Here is a 23,093-nt window from a genome sequence, read left to right on the forward strand (position 1 = left end):
AGTCTACGATGATAATCGCTGGTGGATATCACGGTATCAGATCTTACGAAAGGGAGGTACAACCTCATGATTTACGTTGGTATTGATATTGCCAAACTTAACCATTTCGCCGCTGCCGTTTCTTCGGAGGGCGAGATACTCATTGAGCCGTTCAAATTCACAAATGACGCTGATGGCTTCCAACTGCTGATTTCCAAAATCGAATCATTCGATAAGGACAGCACCATCATCGGTCTTGAGTCGACGGCACACTACGGTGACAACCTTGTTCGATACCTTGTTGCCAGTCTTTACAAAGTGTGTGTTCTCAACCCTATTAAGACGTCTCAGATGCGAAAGAACAACATTCGCAAAACTAAGACAGATAAGGTCGACACTTACGTTATTGCTAAAACTCTAATGATGCAGGATTCCTTACGGTTCGTCAGCTTCTATGATCTTGATCTGATGGACTTAAAAGCTCTTGGGCGCTTTCGCCAGAAAACGATAAAACAGCGAACCCGCCTTAAAATCCAACTGACGACCTATGTTGATCAGGTCTTCCCCGAATTGCAATACTTCTTTAAATCCGGTCTGCATCAGAATGCTGTCTATGCCCTTCTTAATGAAGCACCTTCTCCTAACGAGATTGCTTCCATGCATATGACTCATCTGGCAAATCTGCTCAAAGTGAAGTCTCATGGTCACTTTACAAAGGAGCAGGCCAAAGAATTAAGAGTTCTGGCACAGAAGTCTGTCGGTGCAAACGACAGCGCTATATCTATTCAGATAACCCAGACCATTCAACAAATCGAGTTACTGGATAGCCAATTAAATAAGATTGAAGCAGAAATGACGGACATCATGAATTTCAATGAATCAGTCATCATGACCATTCCTGGTATCGGATACATAAATGGCGGAATGATTCTTGGTGAAATAGGTGATATTCACCGTTTCTTAAGTCCTAACAAGCTGCTTGCTTTTGCTGGTTTAGATCCGTCCGTATATCAGTCTGGTAATTTTCAGGCTAAACGAACTCGTATGTCCAAACGTGGCTCTCGTGTACTGCGATATGCCCTAGTAAATGCAGCTTGGAACGTTGTAAGAAACAACGACACCTTCAAGGCTTATTATGATGCCAAGAGGGCAGAAGGCCGAACTCACTATAATGCCCTTGGGCACTGTTCCGGCAAGTTAGTCAGAATCATCTGGAAGATGCTCACTGACGAAGTTGAATTTAACCTCGAATAAGAGGTCTGTATACCAATATCGATAGATTTTGAAAAAGCACCCTCAGGGAGCTCTATTAAAGTTACCCTATTTTACCATCGATACGAAAAAGAAATTTTTTGCTGATTTATGATTGACTTTTCATAGCTGGTCTCCTTTCTATTCTCATTTCTTGTTTACAGCCACATTCTCCTACTTCTTATTGTGGTTTTCAACAAAAGTCGTACAACTTACAGTTTTTATGTATAATCTACAACTTTTTGAATGTTTCAATCATGAAACATCTGGTGTAAATAATGATCAGAAAGCAAAAAGAGAGCACTCCGAACTTTTTTTATTCCAGTCCGTGTGCTCTCTTTTCAGCAAATGTTATATCTTAATTAAATATAATTTTACAGGAAAACACCCTGTTTTCTTCTTCCAAAACCATACTTCCATTATACTTTTTAATAATATTTTCCACATTCAAAAGACCTATTCCATGATTTTTCCCTTTCTTTGAAACTGGCTTGCCACGATGCCATTTTTCTATGGGAGCTGTGCTGTTGGTAATATTTATAACCGTAAAATCATTATATTTATCAAGCTTAACTTTGATAAATCTGTCCTGCGGCACCTGGTCACATGCATCAATTGCATTGTCCAGCAGATTTCCAAATATTGTTGTAACTTCAATTGGCTCCATAAAGGAAAGATCAACAATGCCTATTTCCAGATTGAACTTTATTTTATGAAAAATGGCAATTCGTTTCTTATCATTTAATATCACGTTTAAAATAGGATTATTGGTATAGTCCTCCAAAGACAGCGGAATTAGTAATCTTCCTATTTCTTTGGCATAAGTAAGCGCTGCCTTATGTTCATTTATCCGATACATCTCCTCGATCAGATTCAGACGTTTATATACATCATGTAGTATTATAATGGACTCATTATACTTTTCTTTCTGATCTTCATAAAATTCATACTGCAGTGAAGACTGCTGCTCCAACAATTTTAATTTCACTTTTAGCTGGTTGTTTTCTTCTACAAATCTTGCCAGATATAAAAAATAAAGATCAGCAAATAAGATGCATCCCATATTAATGAGGATCAGTATATATTCTGATATATTTGTAATTTTCGGAATAACCACAATGATTACGGCTATATTGGTCATACTGAACAATATAATTATAACTTGTATCAGGCATTGGGTAATTGTATACTTTACAGCGAAATCCTCCCGCCAGAGTCTGGTGATAATCAGATAATAAACAATAAGTACAACTAACTTGGAAAAAGTTAGTTCCATACTTTTGATCATAACAGGCTGAATCCCATGAATCTGAAATTTCACAAGTATGTATTCCAGTATTACCACGCCAACTGTTTCGCAGACAGTTAATATTAAAATCAAAACCGGGACTTCAAAGATCCGGTATATTAATTTTTTATTGGCATTGCCATAGAAAGTATTATTTATTAAACTAAAAAGCACAATCCAGATTACTATATTAAGGACTGGGTGTCCCAATTCGTTTATCATTACAACAATAAAAAATGCGACTGTTTTTAATAATATGTTAAAAAACCGGTTATTTGTTTTCCGTTCATTTCTTTCTTCTATGAATTGAAATAGAATAATGATATTAATCATACATGAAATGAAGGTTCCGAATGTAAGAATCATACAATTTTCCATTTTTTCTCCTATACATTACTCTGTATGAAATTATTTAGTTTTCTCCTGAAATCCGCTGATTTTTTCTGGGAAACAGGAAGCTTATCATTATTATTTAACAGAACCTCGTAACCTTTTATATTTTTAATATGTCTTAGATTTATCAGAATGCTTTGATGACAGGCTTCAAAATTGTACTTTTGCATCCTTTCTGTTAAATTTTTCATTTTATCTATAAAAAAATATTCTTCATTTTCAAGTTTAATTTTAATTTTTCTATTTATATATTCAAAGTAAAAAATATCTTTGACTTCAAAACTTTTTATTCTGCTTTCTAATTCACCAGCCTCTGTGACTTCTAAAATTTCAAAATTAACAATCTCTAATTTACCAGATTCTTCCTGAATGTAATTTATGATTTCCTGAAGCTGACGTTCCACATTGTTCTTTGCAACAGGTTTTTCCAAAAAGGCAAATGCATGGACATAATTGACAGCCTGTCTGCAAAATTGTTTATAACTGGTGGTATAGATGACTTTAACATTCCGGTTCATTTCCCATATTGTTTTACCAATCTGAATCCCATTCATTCCGGTTAAGGCAATATCAAGAAATATCAGATCAAACTTTCCATGAAACTCAAGCAGCTCTTCTCCTGACTTAAAAGTTATAATCTGAAATGGAACAGATACAGATTTCATATAACCTTTCACAAATTTTGCTATTCTGACTGAATCACTTTTGTTATCATCACAAATGGCAATAAGAAGCATTAATACCCTCCTCTTCTGATTTTTTATATTGTAGTAATAAAACGCTTACATTCTATATCCTTTTTATGTACATTTCAACCCAACCGCCAAAATTGTACATTTTGAGTGCTAATATTTACATATTTGCCTCTAAATTGTGATGACGTCTATGAAACAAAATCAGAGCGGGTACCGAATTCTTTCCTCAATTCGATACCCGCTCTACACGTTTTCATCCATCAGTTAATTCATGCCTCTCTTTAGATTTTTGATAATGCTTTTCTGGATGATTCTCTATATGAACTTGTTTTCGCTTCCCTTACTGATCCCTTATGCAATCTCAATTATTCTGCTTCTTATTTTCATTCTTCTATCTTGTCAGGGAACCATTGGGTTTGGATCGCTGGAAATCACCAGCGAAATTACTTTAATATAGTTCTGACCAATCATAGGCACGTCAATGAATTGCCGGACCCTTCTGCCATCTTCCATGTCAGCTTAACTGCTGGAATCCACTGGCTTTTATAAAGTGGGGAAACGTCTTATCTTTTGCCTGAGCACTTTGTCAGTCAACAGGCCTTACAACTGTTTTTGGTGGAATCGACCTCCTTTGGCTCTGTCTTATGAATTATTTAGAAAAAAGGGTGTAACTGTTAATCTTTTGTAGATGATATTATTATAATGCATAGCGTCTTATTTTGCAAGTTATTTTATAAAATTTTAATCATTTATTTTTCTATTTACTAATTGTGTATGTTTATTCTGATAATTAGTTTTATTTATACACTTTAATAGTTTATTTATACTTTATTAAGATTGTTACTTTTTTATCAATGTAATTGTTTTTTTGTAAACATATGGTATAATGTGCGAAAAGGATTTGTAAAAAGGAGAAAAACTATGAGCCAGCGCAATTTAACTTTATTAACAGATCTCTATGAGTTAACCATGATGCAGGGTTACTTCAAAGAGAAAGATGCCAACGAGACCGTAATATTCGATGCCTTTTACCGCAGCAACCCAGGCGGAAACGGGTACGCGATCTGCGCTGGTCTGGAACAGGCGATTGAATATATAAAAGAACTGGAATTTAACAGTGAGGATGTGGACTATTTAAGAACCACCGGACTGTTTGAGGAAGACTTTTTAGAATACCTGCTTCATTTTAAATTTTCCGGAGATATTTACGCCATACCGGAAGGAACCGTCATATTTCCCAGAGAACCTCTGGTAAAAGTAATCGCCCCCATTATGGAAGCCCAGCTGGTAGAGACCGCGCTGCTCACCATTATTAATCATCAAAGCCTGATTGCCACAAAGACCGCCCGTGTGGTATTTGCAGCGGAAGGTGACGGAGTAATGGAATTTGGTCTGCGCCGTGCCCAGGGACCTGATGCCGGTATCTACGGTGCACGCGCTGCCATGATCGGAGGCTGTGTGGGAACCTCCAATGTCCTGGCGGGAAAGATGTTTAACGTTCCGGTTAAGGGGACTCATGCACACAGCTGGATCATGAGCTTTCCTGACGAGCTTACTGCATTTCGCAGTTACGCAAAGCTTTATCCAAAAGCCTGCATTCTGCTGGTAGACACATACGATACGCTGAAATCTGGTGTTCCCAATGCTATTCAGGTTTTCAAGGAGATGAAAGAAGCGAATATTCCACTGACCAGTTATGGAATCCGGTTAGACAGCGGAGACCTTGCCTATCTTTCCAAAAAAGCCAAGAAAATGCTAACGGAAGCAGGATTTCCTGATGCCATTATTTCTGCCTCCAATGACCTTGATGAGACTCTGATCAACAGCTTAAAGATCCAGGGCGCAACCATAAACTCCTGGGGAGTTGGTACTAATTTAATCACCTCCAAGGATTGTCCTTCATTTGGAGGAGTGTATAAACTGGCAGCTGTTCTGGACCGGAAGACCGGAGAATTTAATCCCAAGATTAAGCTTTCAGAGAATGCAGAAAAGATCACCAATCCTGGCAATAAAGAGATCAAACGAATTTACAGCAGGGAAACCGGCAAGATTATTGCCGATTTAATATGTCTGGAAGGGGAAGTATATGACGAAAACCATTCACTCCTTCTCTTTGATCCAATTGAGACATGGAAAAAGACACATCTCGCCCCAAACACTTATACCATGAGGGATTTACTGATTCCTGTATTCCAGAAAGGCGAATGCGTTTATGAATCTCCTGCAGTAATGGATATCCAGGCTTATTGTAAAAAAGAGCTTGATACCCTGTGGGATGAGTCAAGGCGTCTTGTTAATCCTCATGAGGTTCACGTTGACCTGTCTAAGCCGCTTTGGAACATGAAAAACCAGCTGCTGGACAACTATCATTTTCAGGAATCCTGATTCTATTAAGGCACAAAAAACGGCAGTCCTTTTACAGGCTGCCGTTTTCCTGTTATTGTTCACATTCTGGTCACAATATTGTTACATGCCGGACAAACTCTCTTCATATTTTACTCATATACTTAAATCATCAGAAAAAGATGTTGCCAACATACTTTGAGATAAGAATTTTTTTCATAATTGCCGGTATTCCTCGTAGGGGATACCGGCTCCTCCCTTTTTATGGGGCTTTTTACATCTGCTTCTTTACAATTGAATAATCATCGCCGTATTTAAAGTGAGGGCAGCTTTGATGGGATTCACTTAAAAAACGCATCATCTCATCCTCATCTAAATTAATCCCGCACTCATAATATTCATAGTCTTCGTTGTATTGATAATACATACAATATTCACAACTGCTTTTCTTTGCCATTATTGTTCTCCTTTATCTGTCATTTCCCCGTTTCCATATCAGTTTCGGAATCCTTTTTAACAGTTTTATTACCGTTTCATCCAATAACCAGGCTATTACCAGAGAAATGAAAAATGTCAGTGCCGTCAGGCAGATAATTTTAGGAACGTAAAAATGTCTGATCCATGTTTTCTCTATGATTGCAGCGGAGAACTGTCCCAACACCAGATAATGGATTAAATACATACCGTAGCTGTGTCTGCTGATCAATCCGCATGCGTTTGTAAATACAGGAATTGATACCGTCCCATATCGTTCAAAAAACAAAAAGACAGCTGATGCCATGGCGATCATAGTGGGTGCCAGATCATGAATACCAGGCGTAAATCCAGGTGTAAAGAACTTCTGAATCATGGTCAGCGCAAAACCTCCAACTCCTGCTGCCAGGAAAGGAAAATAACTGGTATTTTGATATAAACGCTTTAATGTATAGCCAAGCACAAAGTAAATCAGCCAGCCTTTAAATATCATATATTGAAAAAACTCTCCTGGTAAAAAACCAAGTGGCTGAAGATAAACGAACAGTGTCTGAATAATAAGAATCATGGCCAGAAAAATCTTTAGCTCATGATCTGTCAAAGCCTTTAGCATTCGTGATAAAAAGGGCGCACACAAATACAACCCCAGAATCACATACATAAACCACATGTGTGGGGCCATGGGCGTAGTTTCTGTCAGCCACCCCAAAAGCCATGCTTTGATATGGAGGAAAAAACCAAGCTTATCCTGTCCCAGGTATACATCGTAATAGAAATAATAAATTCCGGTATAGATACCAAATGGGATCACAATGGTGTCAAACCGTTTTTTATAAAATGCCAGGATGTTCTCTGTACCATGATCAAGAATAAACAAACCACTGAGCATAAAATAGATTCCTACAAAAGACAAAAGCACAGGCATAAGCATTGCACTAAAAAGCTGCTGGGTATCATTGGCTGCCTTGGCAGGAATGGAATGCACCATAATAATTGCAATAACTGCAATTACCCGCAGATAATCATATTGAATTTCCCGATTTTTCCGTTCCATACGTTATCTTAAGCCTCCTTTTTTCTATTGCAAAGTATAACATAAAAAATCTGCTTTTGACAATTTTTTTATTTTTTTCAAAAAACAGTAGACAAACCAGAATACCTGTGATATTATAATGGAGCTGTCAGAGATGACAGGGAAACGGCCTATTGGTCAAGCGGTCAAGACGCCGCCCTCTCACGGCGGAAACCCGGGTTCGATTCCCGGATAGGTCATAGGTAAAAAACTGAGTTTTCAATTAGAAAACTCAGTTTTTTTATTGGGATATTACTATAATTTGCATAATAGAAAAGACATGGGCAGGACGTTAACGTCTTGTACCCATGTCTTTTCTATTATGCAAGTGCCTTTCCAAGCTCCACACACTGGGCTGCCCCATCATCGTCAGGTTCATTGTTACAAATCACACTGTCATGAACCAGAACTGCTCCAAGAGACTTCACGGAATCTTCCCAGTTGCGCATCCACTCACCGTCTCCCCAGCCATAAGAACCAAATAAAGCAATCTTCTTTCCACTGAGCTTTGCCTCACAGCTTTTAAACATCGGTTCAAATTCACCATCCTCTAATTCTTCACTTCCCATGGAAGGACAGCCAAAGGATACGGCATCGTAATCATCCATCTGATCCGCTCCAAAATCAGAAGCGGTAAACAAAGAAGCATCTGCACCTGCAGCTTTTGCACCTTCCAGTACTTTATTTGCCATAGCTTCCGTATTACCGGTTCCGCTCCAATATACAACTGCGACTTTACTCATCTTATCCTACCTCTTTCTTTCCTTTTTATATGCTTAAGCAGCTACTGTAAGCTGCCAGACTGATCTTCCATCTCTCCAGAGCCGGGAATAAATAGTTCTGCATTTTTGATATCTGGCAAAGGTTTTCACCGCTTCACATTCATTGCAATATACTTTCCAACAGCCTAAGCACTTACAGTTCTTTCCTGAATTTTTAATAAAACCTATTACGTCTCCCAGGGGATATCCTAAGAATAATCCGATCTCATGAGGAAAGCCACCCTCTTCTTTCAGGCGGATTCTTAATCTGTCCAGGGCATGATCCACATCCATTTCCTGGTAACCGTAATTTTTTAAAAATCTGCTTACTCCCGGCCTGTTTAGATCCTTCATTAAATGAGACTTGCGATATACATAAATCAGAGCCTTATTCCCGCGTCTGTATAATTCAATTAATGATATGCCTTTTTCTCCCAGCTGCAGGTTTAAATATTCCAGCTGGCAGCGCAGTTCTTCTTCCGAAGTAAAAGAATGATTAAACAGATTTGCGGTTTTCAAAGAAGCCAGGGTTGGGGAACAATATTCAATTAAATGCCTTTCCAGTAACATATTTATACCTCCATCATGAAATTTGTTTCCCATTTATCATTCAAAAACTGTAACAGCCTATTTTTATGGGTTGTCGTTTGGTTAGTTTTAACTAACAATATATAAATACCATATTTTTCATTGTCAGGCAATACTGTTTTTGCTTAATGGGAATTTTTCTACTATATGATAGTATCTGCAGAGAGGATTCTGTTACTGTACCAAATTCTGTCATAATTTCTTCATTGTTTTCATACTATTTTTAGATCCTGGTCAAAATTCCTTCACATTTTCCATGTATGATAATATCATAAACATGAAAGATCCCACAGAGTGGTCAGAGCGCTTTCATACATATGTTTTCTAAGTCGGCAGAGTTGCTCTGAAAAGCTTCTTTGCCGGCTCAACCTAAAAAATGTTGATAAATTTGTCAATATTGCATTCCTGAATCCAGGGATTTCATATATATATATAACAAAGAGGAAGCTGCAGCCGTTAACGGTCTGCAGCTTCCTCTTTATTATGTAATCACACTATTTTACAAGATATCCGCCATCTACCGGAATAGCAGTTCCGTTTAAATAATCAGATGCGGAAGATGCAAGGAAAAGTACCGGTCCCTTTAAATCTTCCGGCGTTCCCCATCTGCCGGCCGGTATTCTTACGGTACATTCATCTTTTCTCGCCTGGGTCATATTGGCACACATCTCAGTATCCATATAACCAGGACAGATACAGTTAATGTTAATGTTCCGTCCTGCACAGTCTACAGCAAGACTCTTTGTCAGCTGGGAGACAGCACCTTTTGTAGCAGTATAGGCAGGTACGGTAGTGCCACCAAACCAGGTGACCATGGAGCCAATGGTGATAATCTTACCGCCAGTTGACTGTGTAAGCATAACCTTTAACGCTTTCTGTATCATGATAAACACATGGTTTAAATTAATATTCAATACCAGATCCCATTCTTCCATGGGAAATTCCTCAGGCAGATGTCTTCTTTGAACTCCGGCAGCCGGAATCAACACATCAAGCTTTCCTTCTAAAATATCCATGGATTCTGCAAAGATTCGGTTTATATCCTGGCGGTCTGCTAAATTACCCGCTACGCCGTAGGCTTCATAACCTTTATCCTGGTATTCCTTTACCACCTGTTTCAGTTTTTCTTCCTGCACATCGACCAGCACTACTTTACATCCGGCTTCCAAAAGACCTTCGGCCATTCCTCTGGATAATCCCTGAGCGCCTCCTGTTACAATACAATGCTTTCCTGTCACATCAAATTTACTGGATATCATGTCTGTTCCTCCCTAGTCAAATAATATTACGGTTTTTTTCACTGCCGGATCCGGATTTTCCATGTTGTTAAATACCTGATCGATTTCACTGAATTTCACAAAAGTCGTGGCGAGACCTTCCAATTGGTATTTCCCCTCTGCCATGTTCTTTGCCACAGGCTGAAACTGATAGGCGCTCATTCTGCTTCCGATAATGTCAAGTTCCCGCTTGTTTATATCTGCCTGACTGAAACTCTCTGGTTTATCTGAAAATCCCATGGGAATCACTCTGCCTGCGTTGCATACGATTCCCGGTTGTAAGAGAAGTGTGAGACTTCCTGGAAAACATGCGGAGTCAAATGCAGCCGTACAGCCATGTCCGCCGGTAATCTGGGCTATCCTTTCAGCAATATCCTCTGTTTTGCTGTTTATTGTTTCATCTGCTCCAAAGGATTTTGCACGGATTAAAGAATCATCGTCAATATCACAGCAGATCACTTTTGCTCCAATTACTTTGCAGGCCTGAAGAATAATAGTTCCAATGGTTCCCGTTCCAAGAATAAATACCGTATCATCAGGTTGGATTCTGCCCCGTTTGGTACAGTGGGCTCCAATGGCAACCGGCTCGATTAGGGCAGCGTCTTTCCATGGAATGGAATCTTCTATCTTATATACATCATCTTCGGGTGCTGTGAAATATTCTCTCCACCCTCCGTCAGTACCGCTGCCTCTCACCAGCACATGTTCGCATACTTCTTCTCTTCCATGGGTGCACTGATAGCATTCACCGCAGGTGATGATTAAGTCCACTACTACGTGGTCTCCTACTTTGACATTTGTAACATTTTTACCTGTTTTTGCTACAATTCCAGCATTTTCATGACCAGGTACCAGAGGATAGGTGGAACAGGGATTTTCTCCTCTGTAGATATGTAAATCGCTGCCGCATACACCGGCTGATTTCATTTGAATTAACACTTCATTATCACCTGGCTCCGGTATGGGAATTTCACGGATCTCATAGTGAAACGGGCTGGTAATTACACAAGATTTCATTGTTGTTTCCTCCTTGTTTCTTCTACTATTATTTAAGGGGTCTGAAGCGCACCATCTCTGCGCCTGGTCTGAGTCCAGGTGACAACGGTATTTTCGCATGGATATTTTGCAGCTTCTTTTTCATTGATATCAACTCCAAGACCTGGCTTATCATTGGCATACACATAGCCATCAACAAATTCCGGAAGTCCGGGGAATACCTCTAAAAGCGCTCCTCTTGGACCTTTTAAATCCTGAATTACAAAGTTTGGCGGTTCAATTCCCGACCACTCCTGTACACCGAAATTTGGGGCGGAAAGATCTAAATGAATATTGGCTGCATGGGCAATGGGTGACATATCACCCGGTCCGTGCCACGCCGTTCTTACCCCATACTGCTCAGCAAAAATCTGAAGCTTTCTGGCCTGAGTAATGCCTCCGATCTGACTTAAATGAACCCGGATAAAGTCAATTAAGTGTTCTGCGATTATCTGCTTCCATTCCACAGAATTATTAAACAGTTCTCCCTCTGCAATGGGAATACTTGTCTGCTCCCGTAAATTTCTAAGCCAGGGAAGCTGCTCAATGGAAACCGGATCCTCCAGAAAGAATAAGTCATAAGGTTCCAGCGCTTTTGCCAGCTTAATGGCATCGACTGGAGCAATTCGTTCATGAACGTCGTGAACCAGATTCATATCGTATCCAATCTGATTCCTGATGTCTTCAAATAGTTTGACCGTATTGCGGATATAATCTCTGGAATCCAGATACACACCGCTTAAAGCTCCCTTAGGAGCGGTAGCCGGAACAGTTCCATAGCTGTCTCCTCCATAACCGCCGCACTGGCACCTGATATTGGTAATACCCATTTCTTTATAACGCAGGATATTTTCACAGACTTCCTGTGCATCCTTTCCGTCTGCATGACGGTAAACAGGAATTCCCTCCCTGCATTTCCCGCCAAACAGCTGGTATACAGGCATGCCCGCCATCTTTCCTTTAATATCCCATAATGCCATATCCACCCCGGAAATTGCATTGTTTTCTATTGGTCCGTTTCTCCAATATCCGTTCTGGTGCATGAGCTGCCAGATATCTTCAATCCGGTCCACCTCTCTGCCTGTAAGAAGGGGCTTTAGATACTCCTCCACTACCGTCTTTACTGCCAGATGGCGGTAGGCAAAAGTCCCACAGCCTAGCCCGTATAGCCCTGGCTGATTGGTTATTACCTTTACAACCACCAGATTAATTCCTTCCGGTGCCGTGAGTATTACCTGAATGTCACTGATTTTTGTATCCATCATTTCCTCCCTGCTTCCAGTTCTCTGGCTTTTTCCCTTGATTCTTCATAGAAATGACAGGCTGCATAGTGGCCTGGTTCCACTTCTTTTAAATCCGGCTTCTGGGCTTTACAGATATCTCTGCATAAAAAGCACCTGGGTGCAAATCTGCAGCCTTCTCCCGGATTAATGGGGCTGGGCACATCTCCGGTCAGTACAATCCTGTTTGTTTTCTCTTCAAAATTGATTTTTGGAACTGCTGACAGCAAGGCGATGGTATAGGGGTGAAGCGCATTGGCAAATATTTCGTCCGTCTGCGCCATCTCTATAATCTGCCCTAAATACATCACTGCCACTTTCTGGGAGATATGCCTTACCACACTTAAATCATGAGAAATAAACAGGAAGGATAAATTCATCTTTTTCTGCAGATCCATGAGCAGATTAATAATTGTAGCCTGAATTGATACATCCAGAGAGGAAACCGGTTCATCACAGACGATAAATTCCGGTCCTAAAGATAATGCTCTGGCGATCCCAACCAGCTGACGCTTTCCTCCATCCAGCTCATGGGGATATTTATCCAGTACGTATTTCTCCAGTCCGCAAAGCTCAATGATCTCTTCAATCTTCTGCCGCCGTTCATTTCCTGAACAGAGGTTATGGATCCGGTAGGACTCCTCCATAATACTTTGGATGGTTTTTTTGGGATTTAAAGAGGAATAGGGATCCTGGAAAATGATCTGGATTTTCTTTCTGAAATCCATGCTTTCGCTGCCTTTTGAGTCCAGGACACTGCTTCCCTTATAAAGGACCTCTCCGTCAGTTGCTTTATGAAGCCTCATAATTACATTTCCTACTGTCGACTTTCCGCAGCCGGATTCACCCACCAGTCCCAGAGTTTCTCCTGGCATGACTGAAAAGCTGATACCGTCAACAGCATGAAGGACTCCTTTGTTTTTAACTTTAAAATGTTTCTTTAAATTCCGGACTTCAATCACCGGAAGATTCTGCTTCTCCATTAATTTGCTTCCTCCCTCTCAAAACAGGCCACCAGATGACCTGACCCGTATTCCTGAAGCGGCGGCACTTCCTTCCTGCAGCGGTCAGTACAGGAGTCACAGCGGGGATGGAATTTACAGCCGTCAGGCAGTAAACAGGCATTTGCCACATTTCCCGGAATAAAAGCCAGACGGTTTCTGGGTCCGCTTAAGTTTGGAATGGCACCTAAAAGCCCTTTTGTATACCAATGCCTGGGGTTTGTAAAGACTTCTTCCACAGTGCCGTATTCGATAATGGTTCCGGCATAAATGACCGCAACCTTCTGGCAGAGTTCTGCAATAATTCCAAGATTATGGGTAATCATCAGCAGGGAGCTGGAACGTTTTCTCTGCAGTTCCTTCATCAGCTCTAAAATCTGTGCCTGTATGGTCACATCAAGGGCTGTGGTGGGTTCATCCGCAATCAGAAGCTCTGGATTACAGGCAAGAGCTGCTGCAATGCCCACTCTCTGTCTCATACCGCCGGAAAACTGATGGGGAAAATCATCTAAACGGTACTTTGCAATGCCCACCAGTTCTAAAAGCTCCTGGGCTCTTTTTGCGGCCTCTTTTTTACTAAGCTTTTCATGCTTTCTGATTACCATGGAAATCTGCTCTCCAACCGTAAATAATGGATTTAAGGAGCTTAGGGGATTCTGAAATATCATGGATATTTTATTTCCTCTCATTTCCTCTAAGCTTTTGTGATTCATATCCAGAACCGATTTTCCATCAAAAAGTATGGAACCCCCGGTTATGTTGCCCACTTCTCTTGGAAGAAGCTTTAAGGCGGATAAGGCGATGGTTGTCTTACCGGCTCCAGTCTCCCCCACAAGTCCCAGTGCTTCTCCCCGCTCAATGGTTAAATTAATTCCATTCAGCGCCTTTGCGGTTGCCCGCCCGGTTTTATATTCTACATGCAAATCTTTTATTTCCAACAATGGTGCCATGTTGTCGCCTCCAGCCTTAATCTTTGTTTTTGGGATCCAGTATGTCGCGTACTCCGTCACCAAGGAAGTTAAATGCCAGTACAATGATCATTAATGTGACTCCCGGAACAACTACCGTCCAGGGTGCAGTGGCAATATATTCTCTGCCATCTGCAATCATGGAGCCCAGAGACGGATTGGGAAGGGGAACTCCCATGCCCAGGAAGCTTAAATTTGCCTCCGTCAGAATGACAAATCCGATCTGCTGACTCATTAAGATAATGAGCGGAGTCAGTACACAGGGAAGAATCTGGGTGATCAGTATCCTGGCATTGGAAGCGCCAAGCACTCTTGATGCCTGGATAAATTCGCTGTTGCGGATTCCCATTACACTTCCCCGCACCACCCTTGTATAAGAGGTCCAGCCCACAATGGCAAGAACCAGTAAAAGATTGGGTACGCTGTTGCCGAAGATTGCCATTACGGTAATTGCCAGTACCATGGTGGGAATGGAGAGCTGTATATCACAGATACGCATGATAACATTGTCGATGGTGCCTCCGAAAAATCCGGCAATCGCTCCCAGCGCCGTTCCGATTAAAGCAGGAATCAGCACTCCTGCTGCTGCAATTAACAAAGAAATGCGGCAGCCTGTAACCAGCCTTGTAAAAATATCCTGTCCAAGGGCATCTGTGCCCAATATGTATCCGTTTATTCCGTTTGCAAGGAATTCCGGTGAAATCAAACGTTTCCTTAAATCCGACTGTATGGGATCATGAACCACAAACAGCGGAGAAGTGAAAGCTGCCAGAGTAACAAAAACTGCGATAACCAGCCCGATGACAAAGAACTTCGATTTTTTCATTCTTCGAAGCAATTCACTTTTTTTCATGTTGTTCCCTCCCTAATTCAGACTCATCCGCGGATCAACAGCCACGTAGATGATGTCCACTAAAATATTAATGATTACGAACAGGGAAGCCGTCACAAGCAAAATGGACTGAATCAGTGGAAAATCTCTCATGTTAATGGCCTTTACAGTCAGACTTCCAAGCCCCGGCCAGCCAAATACCTGTTCCACTATAATCGCCCCTGCAAGAAGCTGTCCGATCTGCATCCCAATGATGGTAATGGTAGGAAGCAGCGCATTTTTTAAAGCATATCTGGTATAGATCTTAAAATTACCGATTCCTCTTGCCTTTGTGGCCGTGATGTAATCCTCTTCCAGTACCTCATACATACCGGATCGGAGCATTCTTGTGACTAACGCAGCCAGGGGAAGCCCAAGGGTCAGTGCCGGAAGAATCAGATTCCGGAAGGAACCGTACCCCTGTGTGGGAAGCACTCCCATAAAAACTCCGAAAAACAGGATAAAGAGAAGCCCAAGCCAGACCTGGGACATGGACATTCCTAAAAGAGCAAATACCATGGAGAAAAAATCAATTGCTGATCCCTTCTTAATTCCCGATATAATACCCATGGGAAAACTGACTAAAATGGATACAACCACTGCAGCAAAGGTCAGTAAACCAGTTGCCGGAAGGCGTCCGAATATCAGTTCTCCGCAAGAACGGTTAAAAAAAATAGATGTACCCAGATTTCCGTGGAGAACATCCCCAATGTAGATTAAGTATTGCTGAATAAGCGGTTTATTCAATCCCATTTTCGCTTCTACGGCTGCAATCTGCTCCACTGTAGCATTATCCGGCAGCATAAGAGCTGCCGGATTGCCCGGGGCGAGACGCATAAGTCCAAAGGCTACAATGGATACGCCAAACAGCACGATAACCGCTGACAACAGTCTTTTTACCATAAACTGCATGAAATTCTGCATTTCATTACCCCCTGGTTATAGATTAGTTTTTCATGACTCTTGAAAGGTCAATAATAGTGTCGTTGTAAAGCCTGACTCCACTCAGCTTATTGGAATAGGCATTGATGGTGTCCAGATTGATGAAGTAGCACATACGGCCTCCGTCTTCCATCATTAATGTAAACGCCTGCTTTAACAACTCATCCTGCCTGTTTCTGTCAATGGTCTGTCTGGCCTCTGTTAACAGGGAAGTGATCTCAGGATTTTCAAGCTGGGTATTACAGGAATCGGACAGCCAGTGTGTTATCATATGTCTCCATGGAGAGCCGTTGTTGTAAAATACATTGGAGAATGCAATATCATAATCTCCGGCAGAACGCTTTGTTACAAACGTAGCACCTTCCATGATTTCCAGTTTTACATTAAATCCTGCTTCTGTCATCATGGACATGACTGCCTGAAGCACCTCTTTTGTACGGGGTACCTTTCCGTCAATAGCCATGAAATAGATTTCTTCTCCCTTGTAGCTGCTTTCTTTTAGAAGTTTCTTAGCAAGCTCTGGATCATACTGGTTGTATTTGCTTTCCAAATCCTTATCGTATCCCGTAACGCCTTCCATTACAGGCCAGTAAGCAGGAGAACCGGAACCAAGAATACTTTCCACAATTAATTTACGGTCAATGGCGTGGGTCAGAGCAAGGCGCACATTTTTATCTGCAAAGGGTTTACCCTGTCCGGACTGAAGAGCCATCCAGCTGATGGTTGTACCTGGCTTGGAATCCACCGTGACTCCATCTGTTCCGGAAAGTACATCTACCTGATCCGGGGGTATATTGGATATCAAATCAAATTCACCGGTTCTCATACTGGATACACGGGTGGTGTCTTCCGATATTGGCTTATAGATGATTTTATCCACATTGGATTTCTGATTGCCCCAATCCCAGTAATCATCGTTTCTTACGAATACGGCTTCATTACCCGGATCCCAGCTGACAAACTTCCATGGACCTGTACCAGGGCTTGTCTTAAACATATCCTCTCCCTGCTCTGCCAGAGCCTTTGCCGGCAGCATAGGCATATAGGTAAGCTGGTTCAGCATATCGCCGATTGGCTTCTTACAATGTACAACAGCTGTATATTCGTCTGTTGCTTCCACAGATTCAATATCAGACCAGAGGAAATTCATATTTAAGGTATTGTTAAACGCACCTCGTTCCAGAGTTGCCTTTACTGAGTCTGCATTGAAGTCTTCTCCATTATGGAATTTGACTCCCTGTCTTAATTTAAATGTCCAGTCCAGACCGTCATCGGATACACTCCATTCTGTGGCAAGACCTGGTTCATAATTACCTGCGTGGTCCGTACGAACCAGCATATCGTAAATCAGAAGCTGAATGCTGTAAAACGGAACAACTGGCTGTCCCATGGGATCCCATGTGTAGACATCTTCAGACATGGAAAATGTCACAACATTCTCTCCGCCTTCTTTTTTACCTGCAGAGGTTTCCGTACCGCCCGCCGCGTTCGTTCCCGGGGTACTGTTTTTTGTGCCGCCCCCGCAGCCTGACAGTGTGCCAATCCCCAGGACAGCCGCCAGCAGACAGCAAATAATTCTTTTTCTCATAATGTTCTTTCCCTTTCTCCATACAAATTCACACCAAACCGAGCTCGTTGCTGTATGGTGAGTATAGCCTACTGGTATGCAGACTGTAAATACAACATTCTTCAACTGGTTTCCATTATTTGCCCTGAAAAGATAATATTTGTTAATAGAACAAAATTTATCAAAAGATAGACTTCTTTCAGCACTTGTTATCAATCTTTAAATCTTATATACTTATTTTTGTTACATTTACATAATTTTCTACACCTGGGAGGGGCCATTAAACATGAATCATAATTTAAAAGACATCTTACGTAAATTCCGGAACAAAAAACTTCTGACACAGCTTTTTACTGTTATGGTTGCTTTCAGCGGAATTTTAATGGCAGTGGTATCCATGGTAGTCAACCACCAGACTACGGCCACCTTTCTGAAAAACAATAACCTGATCTACTCCAACACTCTGGAAGTCTCCATTAAGACACTGGATACGCTATTTTCCGGTTTTCACAACTCCCTGACTCATATTACCTATGATGCAAGCATTGTGGATTCCGTAGTGACGCCAAAGCCCTTAGACTCTGTAGCCAATTATCAGGTATGGTCAGTTTTAAACGGTTACTGCCAGGAAACAGAAGGAATGGAAGAAATTTATCTCTACATAAGAAAAACCGATCAGGTTCTTACATCTACCTATGAAAAATGTTCCCTTGACTTTTTTCGGGAGAGAGATCTGGTATACAGGCACTTTGCCTCCCGCCCCTCAACTGTTCTGCTAAAAAGCGGACGTACCACCTCCATTGAAATTTATAAGGACAAAGTTTATATGGTGAGGGACTTCCCCTTAAATGGGGAAAAAGGACTGGGAACTCTGTTTATGAAGATGAAATCTTCTGTTCTTTCTGATGCACTGGAAGCAGCCCAGACATCCTATAGCCACCTTCTTGCCTATGATAATAATTTTAATCCGCTCTTCCCCGGCATGCTGGATTATGGCAGGGTGCCAGAAGATTTGATTGATCTGATACCGGGGTATATAAAAGAGGGTAGAAATACCATATATTCCGACAATCAGCACTATTATTTCTGTCAGTCTGATCAGACCGGAATTAATCTGGTTCTGTTGGTTGATGATACGGCTTTCATGCCTTCCACACGCATGGTATTCATGAATTCTCTCCCTTATTTTGCCCTGATTTTAATTTTAAGCAGTCTTTTGTCGGTGTGCGTTCTTTACTTAAGCTATATGCCTGTTCAGAAATTAAAGAAAATGATCTCATTGGAGGAAAGCAGTGGTAACAATGCTGACAGCAAGAATGAATGGGACTATTTAACAGAAAGTTTTTTAAAGATCTCCAATCATAAATATCAGCTGGATTATATTTTAAGTAATATGATTCCAAAAATTTCCAAGGAATTTTATTTTGATCTGTTGAACGGAAAACCAATGGACCTCCCTTATATTAAAAGCATACTTACAAATATAGGCAGTCCTTTAAATACAGAGGATCCCTGCAAAGTGATTACAGTTACTTTTCTGGATTTTGTTGATCCAATTTCGAAAAACCATTTCACTGACAGTTTAAAGCAGATTCTTAAACGGAATTCAGATGGTATCTGCAGATATGTACTGCAGCAGATCGATGAATCCCTTTATGCAGTGATTATTCAGTTTATAGCAGACCTTGGATATAGTAAAATTACGGATTTTGAAATTAAGCTGGAGCAAGCCTTTTTTCAATCCAATAATGACTGGAGTAACGGTGTATTACTGGAAATCGGTCCGAAATGCAGTTCTATTCAGAATGTATCCTTTTCTTATCAGGAAAGCCTGGAAAGACTGGCCAGGCAGAAATACCCTTCCAAAAAAAACAATGAAAAAACTGTGCGCAGTGAGGAAGACTCTGTAAAGTTCAACCATCATTTCTTCCAGCTGCAGATGAAATCAATCTCAGAGTTAATTATGACAGGGGATACTGACACAGCTTTAAAAAAGGCACTCCATATCTGCCATACCCTAACTCACGACGGTAATCCCGAGGAGATATGCAAGGCTTATGAATTTTACCGTCTCGCTTTTTTAAATACACTTGCCTCCTATCGCATTACGGAAGCCGAAGAAAAAGAATACGCATTCCTCTTTGATCCGGACCCCTATTCCTCCCAATGCGCAGAAAATCCTGCCTGTATGCAGGAGTATATGGTTCCGTTTTGTACGGCTGCCGTAAACCTTCTGTCAGAAAAATATCGAAAGCAACAGCATAAGTATTTAATTCGGGCAAAACGCTGCATTGAAAAGAGTTATGCAGACCCAAATCTTTCCCTGAACCTGCTGGCAGAACAGTGCAAGACCACCACCAGTTATTTAAGCAGGCTTTTTAAAGAAAGCTTTGGAATTAATTTTGTGGACTATTTAAACCAGTACCGGATAGAAAAGGCCAAAGAACTGCTTATGACTACCAGTAAACCGGTAAAAGAGATTGCTTCCACTACAGGATTTAATTCCCAGCAGAACTTCATCCGGGTATTTAAAAAGCATGCAGGCATGACGCCTGGACAGTTTAAGTCTGAAAAAGAAAGTACGAAATAAAAGACTGGAAGCCTGCAGGGGGCGACAATTTCACCGTTTTGTAATTAGTACATACTATATATAAGAAATACGTATTTCTACAAAACAAAAGGGGGCGTTATCATGGCAAACTATAAACCTATTGGTAAGGTAATTGGCGCAGCATCCGCTGCCTCAGGTACTACTGTTCATGCAAAAATTTCAACAACAAGCTGGGGACTTATGTTAATTAGAGCTACTGCTACCTTTAGCAATACAATCTTAAAAAGTGCTGCTGTCGCTATCTGGACAGCTGCAGCTCTGACAACCGGGGTTCCAACCTATACAACATTTACAGACACAAGTGGAATTTACGGCATTTCAACCAAGGCCGGTGCTCAAATCAAACTCAAAGTCTACTCGAAGTAGTAGCACTCCGTGGGTGTCCTTAAATCTCTTCTTTTTGGGGACACCCTCAATAAAGGAGGCATGGTATGTTATCTAAATTATGTTTTACAGGCTGCCAGTTAATTTGCTCCGGAGTTGTGACTGCTGATGTGAATTTAACATGTGATTCATATCTTTTTCTAACAGGAACGGTATACACCCCTACCGGAGATACTTTGTCAAATGCTGCCATCGAAGTGCGCATCCTTGATGACGCTGACCCCTCCCAGGTAATAAGGAGTGGTGTCACGTTTTCTCTTGCAGATGGCACTTATGGGGTCTCTCTGCCCAAAATACCCGGCAGACAATATCAGCTGCTGGCATTTTCGCCTTTATAGACACTGGCTTAAGGCCACCATTCTTGTGGAGGAAGCTATGAAAATAATTAAAACTTCTGACGGATATAAAGTCTGCCGTATAAAAAAAAATAAGAAATATGAATATCTGGCAGACATTGCACATTACGACCAGGAGATTCGCAATCTTATAAATACTTTGGATGGATTAAAATTTGATTCTCTTGTTTTTATATTCGGCATTGACACAGGAGCTTATTTAGAGCAATTGAGAAAATGTCTCTGCAGCAAAAATAATGTCATTATCTTTGAACCAAACCCTTCCGTTTTCAAACAGTTTCCGGTGGCCTTAAGCGACAATATCCATCTGGTTTTTTATGAAGAAAAACTGGTGAAGCAGATATTTGAGCAGATCATTACTCTTAAGAATATCAATAATATCTATTTTCATGCTTTTGGAAATTATCAGAAAATCTATCAAAAAGAATATGACCGGCTTATCGAACACCTGGATTGGACTATTATGAACGCTGCCTCCCAGGTATATTTAGCAAAGCGATTTAAAACCGTTTTCATTCAAAACATGATTGCAAACATGAAAATAATTAATCAGGCTACTCCTGTCAATAACTATTTATTTTCCAATAAGGATGTTCCCGCCATTGTAGTATCTGGCGGATCTTCTCTTGATCAGAATATAAAAGATATGGTGAGGCTGAAAGACAGGCTGAAAGATTACTTTATCATCACAGGAAGCAGGACAGTAAAAGCACTTGTTCAGAACGGAATTGTTCCGGATATGGTTGTTTCCATTGATCCGGTAGATGTCAATTACGAAATGATGAAAGATTATCTGGATTTAGACGTGCCGCTGGTATTTTATGAATACAGCAACCGTTATCTTCTCAGGGATTATAAAGGCGGGAAAATTCTGATTTCTCTTCTGTTTTCACATACGATGAAAGGAATGGAACATCTAAAAGCGGTCTATTGCGGCGGATCTGTATCCCATGCCTGTATTGACATGGCCAACATGCTGGGCTGTTCTCCCATTCTTCTTACCGGTCAGGATTTTGCACTTACAAATAAAAAACATCATGCAGACAGCGCACTGTTTTCCTTTGACAGCAGTAGCCAGTATGATGCTCAGATCCTGATTAAAGATATATACGGGAATTTGACGGAAACAACTATAACCCTGGATTCCTTCAGACGAAATCTGGAATATTATATCAGCTGTTATAAAGATCAGCCCCGTGTCCAATTTATTAACTGTTCTTATGGCGCTGAAATTGAAGGTGCTCCACACAGGGAACTGAGTGAGATACTGGAAAAAGGTACCTTTTCCGGTCAAAAAACTCCCTGCAGACCAAATCCTGAGCTGAATCTGAATGCTGAAGAGACAATTAAAACCATATTGGAGTTTTTGGATAATTATCTGACTAAAACCAGTCAGGGATTGGATTTGTGCCAGATTATCCTATCTGAAAATAAGACTAAATCTCTTTTGGATGTTGATGAAGACGATATTGATCTTCAAAGAATCCTATATATCTTACAAATTGTAAATAGCTTTGAGAATGACCCATACAGCCAGTATTTAGGAGGATATTTTACAGAATTCCTCTATGATATGAAAGAAAGAAACAATAATATGCCAGCAAAAGATTTTGACAAGTTAACTTCCGACCTTCAATATCAGACACGTTTTTTTAAAGAATACTTAGAAAGCCTTATTAATATACTGGCAGAGGTTAAGGATACCATTGTCTCAACGGTATCAGAATTCTACCAATAGCATATATTTTAATAAATCCTATAAGAATTGAGGGTATGCATATGGATGACGACAAACAATTTGAATTAATTAAGAACAACTACAAGGAAATGAAAATTTCCAAAATGATTGTAAACGGGAAAGAACAGGAAGGAAATATTATCAGTTCTGAGGTTACGAAAGACAACCAGCAGTTAAATGTGACCGTTTTTACCGAAAATAAGTAAAAAAAAGAAAGGG

General features: G+C 40.7%; 21 protein-coding genes and 1 tRNA gene. 8 read left to right on the plus strand and 14 right to left on the minus strand.

The features are described from left to right. Nucleotides 1–66: 66 nt before the first annotated feature. Nucleotides 67–1,233, plus strand: a complete 1,167-nt coding sequence (locus ACOAOT_RS14465; protein WP_420216021.1) for an IS110 family RNA-guided transposase — start codon at nt 67–69, stop codon at nt 1,231–1,233. Nucleotides 1,234–1,588: 355 nt separating this feature from the next. Here the strand turns inward: ACOAOT_RS14465 and ACOAOT_RS14470 are convergent, their stop codons facing one another. Both ACOAOT_RS14470 and ACOAOT_RS14475 read right to left on the minus strand, forming a co-directional pair. Further along, nucleotides 1,589–2,896, minus strand: coding sequence for a GHKL domain-containing protein (locus ACOAOT_RS14470; protein ID WP_420217633.1), 1,308 nt, complete (start codon nt 2,894–2,896; stop codon nt 1,589–1,591). 8 nt (nt 2,897–2,904) lie between these two features. Beyond that, nucleotides 2,905–3,648, minus strand: a complete 744-nt coding sequence (locus tag ACOAOT_RS14475; protein ID WP_420217634.1) for a LytR/AlgR family response regulator transcription factor — start codon at nt 3,646–3,648, stop codon at nt 2,905–2,907. Nucleotides 3,649–4,527: 879 nt separating this feature from the next. Between ACOAOT_RS14475 and ACOAOT_RS14480 the strand changes: the two genes are divergently transcribed. Continuing rightward, nucleotides 4,528–5,991: a nicotinate phosphoribosyltransferase gene (locus tag ACOAOT_RS14480; RefSeq protein WP_420217636.1), complete on the plus strand. Its 1,464-nt coding sequence runs from the start codon at nt 4,528–4,530 to the stop codon at nt 5,989–5,991. A 232-nt stretch (nt 5,992–6,223) separates the two neighbouring features. Here the strand turns inward: ACOAOT_RS14480 and ACOAOT_RS14485 are convergent, their stop codons facing one another. Together ACOAOT_RS14485 and ACOAOT_RS14490 are read right to left on the minus strand one after the other, a co-directional pair. Then, entirely contained in the window at nt 6,224–6,406 is a 183-nt protein-coding gene (locus ACOAOT_RS14485; RefSeq protein ID WP_104436381.1) for a DUF6472 family protein, read from the minus strand. 12 nt (nt 6,407–6,418) lie between these two features. Then, a complete protein-coding gene (locus ACOAOT_RS14490) occupies nt 6,419–7,477 on the minus strand; it encodes an acyltransferase (protein WP_420217637.1) in 1,059 nt (352 codons plus the stop codon). A 146-nt stretch (nt 7,478–7,623) separates the two neighbouring features. Here ACOAOT_RS14490 and ACOAOT_RS14495 point away from each other — a divergent pair. After that, nucleotides 7,624–7,695 (plus strand) — tRNA-Glu (locus tag ACOAOT_RS14495). A gap of 120 nt (nt 7,696–7,815) precedes the next feature. On the opposite strand, the gene ACOAOT_RS14500 is transcribed toward ACOAOT_RS14495, so the two are convergent. The 10 genes from ACOAOT_RS14500 to ACOAOT_RS14545 all read right to left on the minus strand — a co-directional run bounded on the left by ACOAOT_RS14500 (nt 7,816) and on the right by ACOAOT_RS14545 (nt 17,806). Further along, the gene (locus tag ACOAOT_RS14500; protein WP_420217638.1) at nt 7,816–8,238 is read right to left on the minus strand and encodes a flavodoxin; all 423 of its coding nucleotides are present in this window, start codon (nt 8,236–8,238) and stop codon (nt 7,816–7,818) included. A 33-nt stretch (nt 8,239–8,271) separates the two neighbouring features. After that, nucleotides 8,272–8,826, minus strand: coding sequence for a DUF3793 family protein (locus ACOAOT_RS14505; RefSeq protein ID WP_420217639.1), 555 nt, complete (start codon nt 8,824–8,826; stop codon nt 8,272–8,274). Between the two features lie 512 nt (nt 8,827–9,338). Continuing rightward, nucleotides 9,339–10,103: an SDR family NAD(P)-dependent oxidoreductase gene (locus tag ACOAOT_RS14510; RefSeq protein WP_420217640.1), complete on the minus strand. Its 765-nt coding sequence runs from the start codon at nt 10,101–10,103 to the stop codon at nt 9,339–9,341. A 12-nt stretch (nt 10,104–10,115) separates the two neighbouring features. Next, nucleotides 10,116–11,138: an alcohol dehydrogenase catalytic domain-containing protein gene (locus ACOAOT_RS14515; protein WP_420217641.1), complete on the minus strand. Its 1,023-nt coding sequence runs from the start codon at nt 11,136–11,138 to the stop codon at nt 10,116–10,118. A 32-nt stretch (nt 11,139–11,170) separates the two neighbouring features. After that, nucleotides 11,171–12,421, minus strand: coding sequence for an enolase C-terminal domain-like protein (locus tag ACOAOT_RS14520; protein WP_420217642.1), 1,251 nt, complete (start codon nt 12,419–12,421; stop codon nt 11,171–11,173). After that, nucleotides 12,418–13,419, minus strand: a complete 1,002-nt coding sequence (locus tag ACOAOT_RS14525; RefSeq protein WP_420217643.1) for an ABC transporter ATP-binding protein — start codon at nt 13,417–13,419, stop codon at nt 12,418–12,420. The genes ACOAOT_RS14520 and ACOAOT_RS14525 overlap by 4 nt, the downstream gene beginning before the upstream one ends. Then, nucleotides 13,419–14,387 (minus strand): ABC transporter ATP-binding protein, encoded by a 969-nt coding sequence (locus ACOAOT_RS14530; RefSeq protein WP_420217644.1) that lies wholly within the window; start codon nt 14,385–14,387, stop codon nt 13,419–13,421. The genes ACOAOT_RS14525 and ACOAOT_RS14530 overlap by 1 nt, the downstream gene beginning before the upstream one ends. 16 nt (nt 14,388–14,403) lie before the next feature. Next, the gene (locus ACOAOT_RS14535; protein WP_420217645.1) at nt 14,404–15,258 is read right to left on the minus strand and encodes an ABC transporter permease; all 855 of its coding nucleotides are present in this window, start codon (nt 15,256–15,258) and stop codon (nt 14,404–14,406) included. Between the two features lie 12 nt (nt 15,259–15,270). After that, nucleotides 15,271–16,200, minus strand: coding sequence for an ABC transporter permease (locus tag ACOAOT_RS14540; RefSeq protein ID WP_104436391.1), 930 nt, complete (start codon nt 16,198–16,200; stop codon nt 15,271–15,273). A gap of 22 nt (nt 16,201–16,222) precedes the next feature. Next, nucleotides 16,223–17,806 carry an ABC transporter substrate-binding protein gene (locus ACOAOT_RS14545; protein WP_420217646.1) on the minus strand — a complete coding sequence of 528 codons (1,584 nt, stop codon included), beginning with the start codon at nt 17,804–17,806 and terminating at the stop codon, nt 16,223–16,225. A 265-nt stretch (nt 17,807–18,071) separates the two neighbouring features. Between ACOAOT_RS14545 and ACOAOT_RS14550 the strand changes: the two genes are divergently transcribed. The 5 genes from ACOAOT_RS14550 to ACOAOT_RS14570 all read left to right on the plus strand — a co-directional run bounded on the left by ACOAOT_RS14550 (nt 18,072) and on the right by ACOAOT_RS14570 (nt 23,080). Beyond that, nucleotides 18,072–20,375: a helix-turn-helix domain-containing protein gene (locus tag ACOAOT_RS14550; protein WP_420217647.1), complete on the plus strand. Its 2,304-nt coding sequence runs from the start codon at nt 18,072–18,074 to the stop codon at nt 20,373–20,375. Between the two features lie 102 nt (nt 20,376–20,477). Further along, nucleotides 20,478–20,762: a hypothetical protein gene (locus tag ACOAOT_RS14555; RefSeq protein WP_420217648.1), complete on the plus strand. Its 285-nt coding sequence runs from the start codon at nt 20,478–20,480 to the stop codon at nt 20,760–20,762. A 65-nt stretch (nt 20,763–20,827) separates the two neighbouring features. Then, nucleotides 20,828–21,118, plus strand: a complete 291-nt coding sequence (locus ACOAOT_RS14560; protein WP_420217649.1) for a hypothetical protein — start codon at nt 20,828–20,830, stop codon at nt 21,116–21,118. Between the two features lie 37 nt (nt 21,119–21,155). Next, nucleotides 21,156–22,874 carry a motility associated factor glycosyltransferase family protein gene (locus ACOAOT_RS14565; protein WP_420217650.1) on the plus strand — a complete coding sequence of 573 codons (1,719 nt, stop codon included), beginning with the start codon at nt 21,156–21,158 and terminating at the stop codon, nt 22,872–22,874. A 41-nt stretch (nt 22,875–22,915) separates the two neighbouring features. Next, on the plus strand, nt 22,916–23,080 hold the full coding sequence (locus ACOAOT_RS14570) for a hypothetical protein (RefSeq protein ID WP_420217651.1): 165 nt from the start codon (nt 22,916–22,918) through the stop codon (nt 23,078–23,080). Nucleotides 23,081–23,093: the final 13 nt, after the last annotated feature.

This window comes from Lacrimispora struthionigena, assembly GCF_048627165.1.
In the GTDB taxonomy this organism is placed as follows: Bacteria; Bacillota; Clostridia; order Lachnospirales; family Lachnospiraceae; genus Lacrimispora.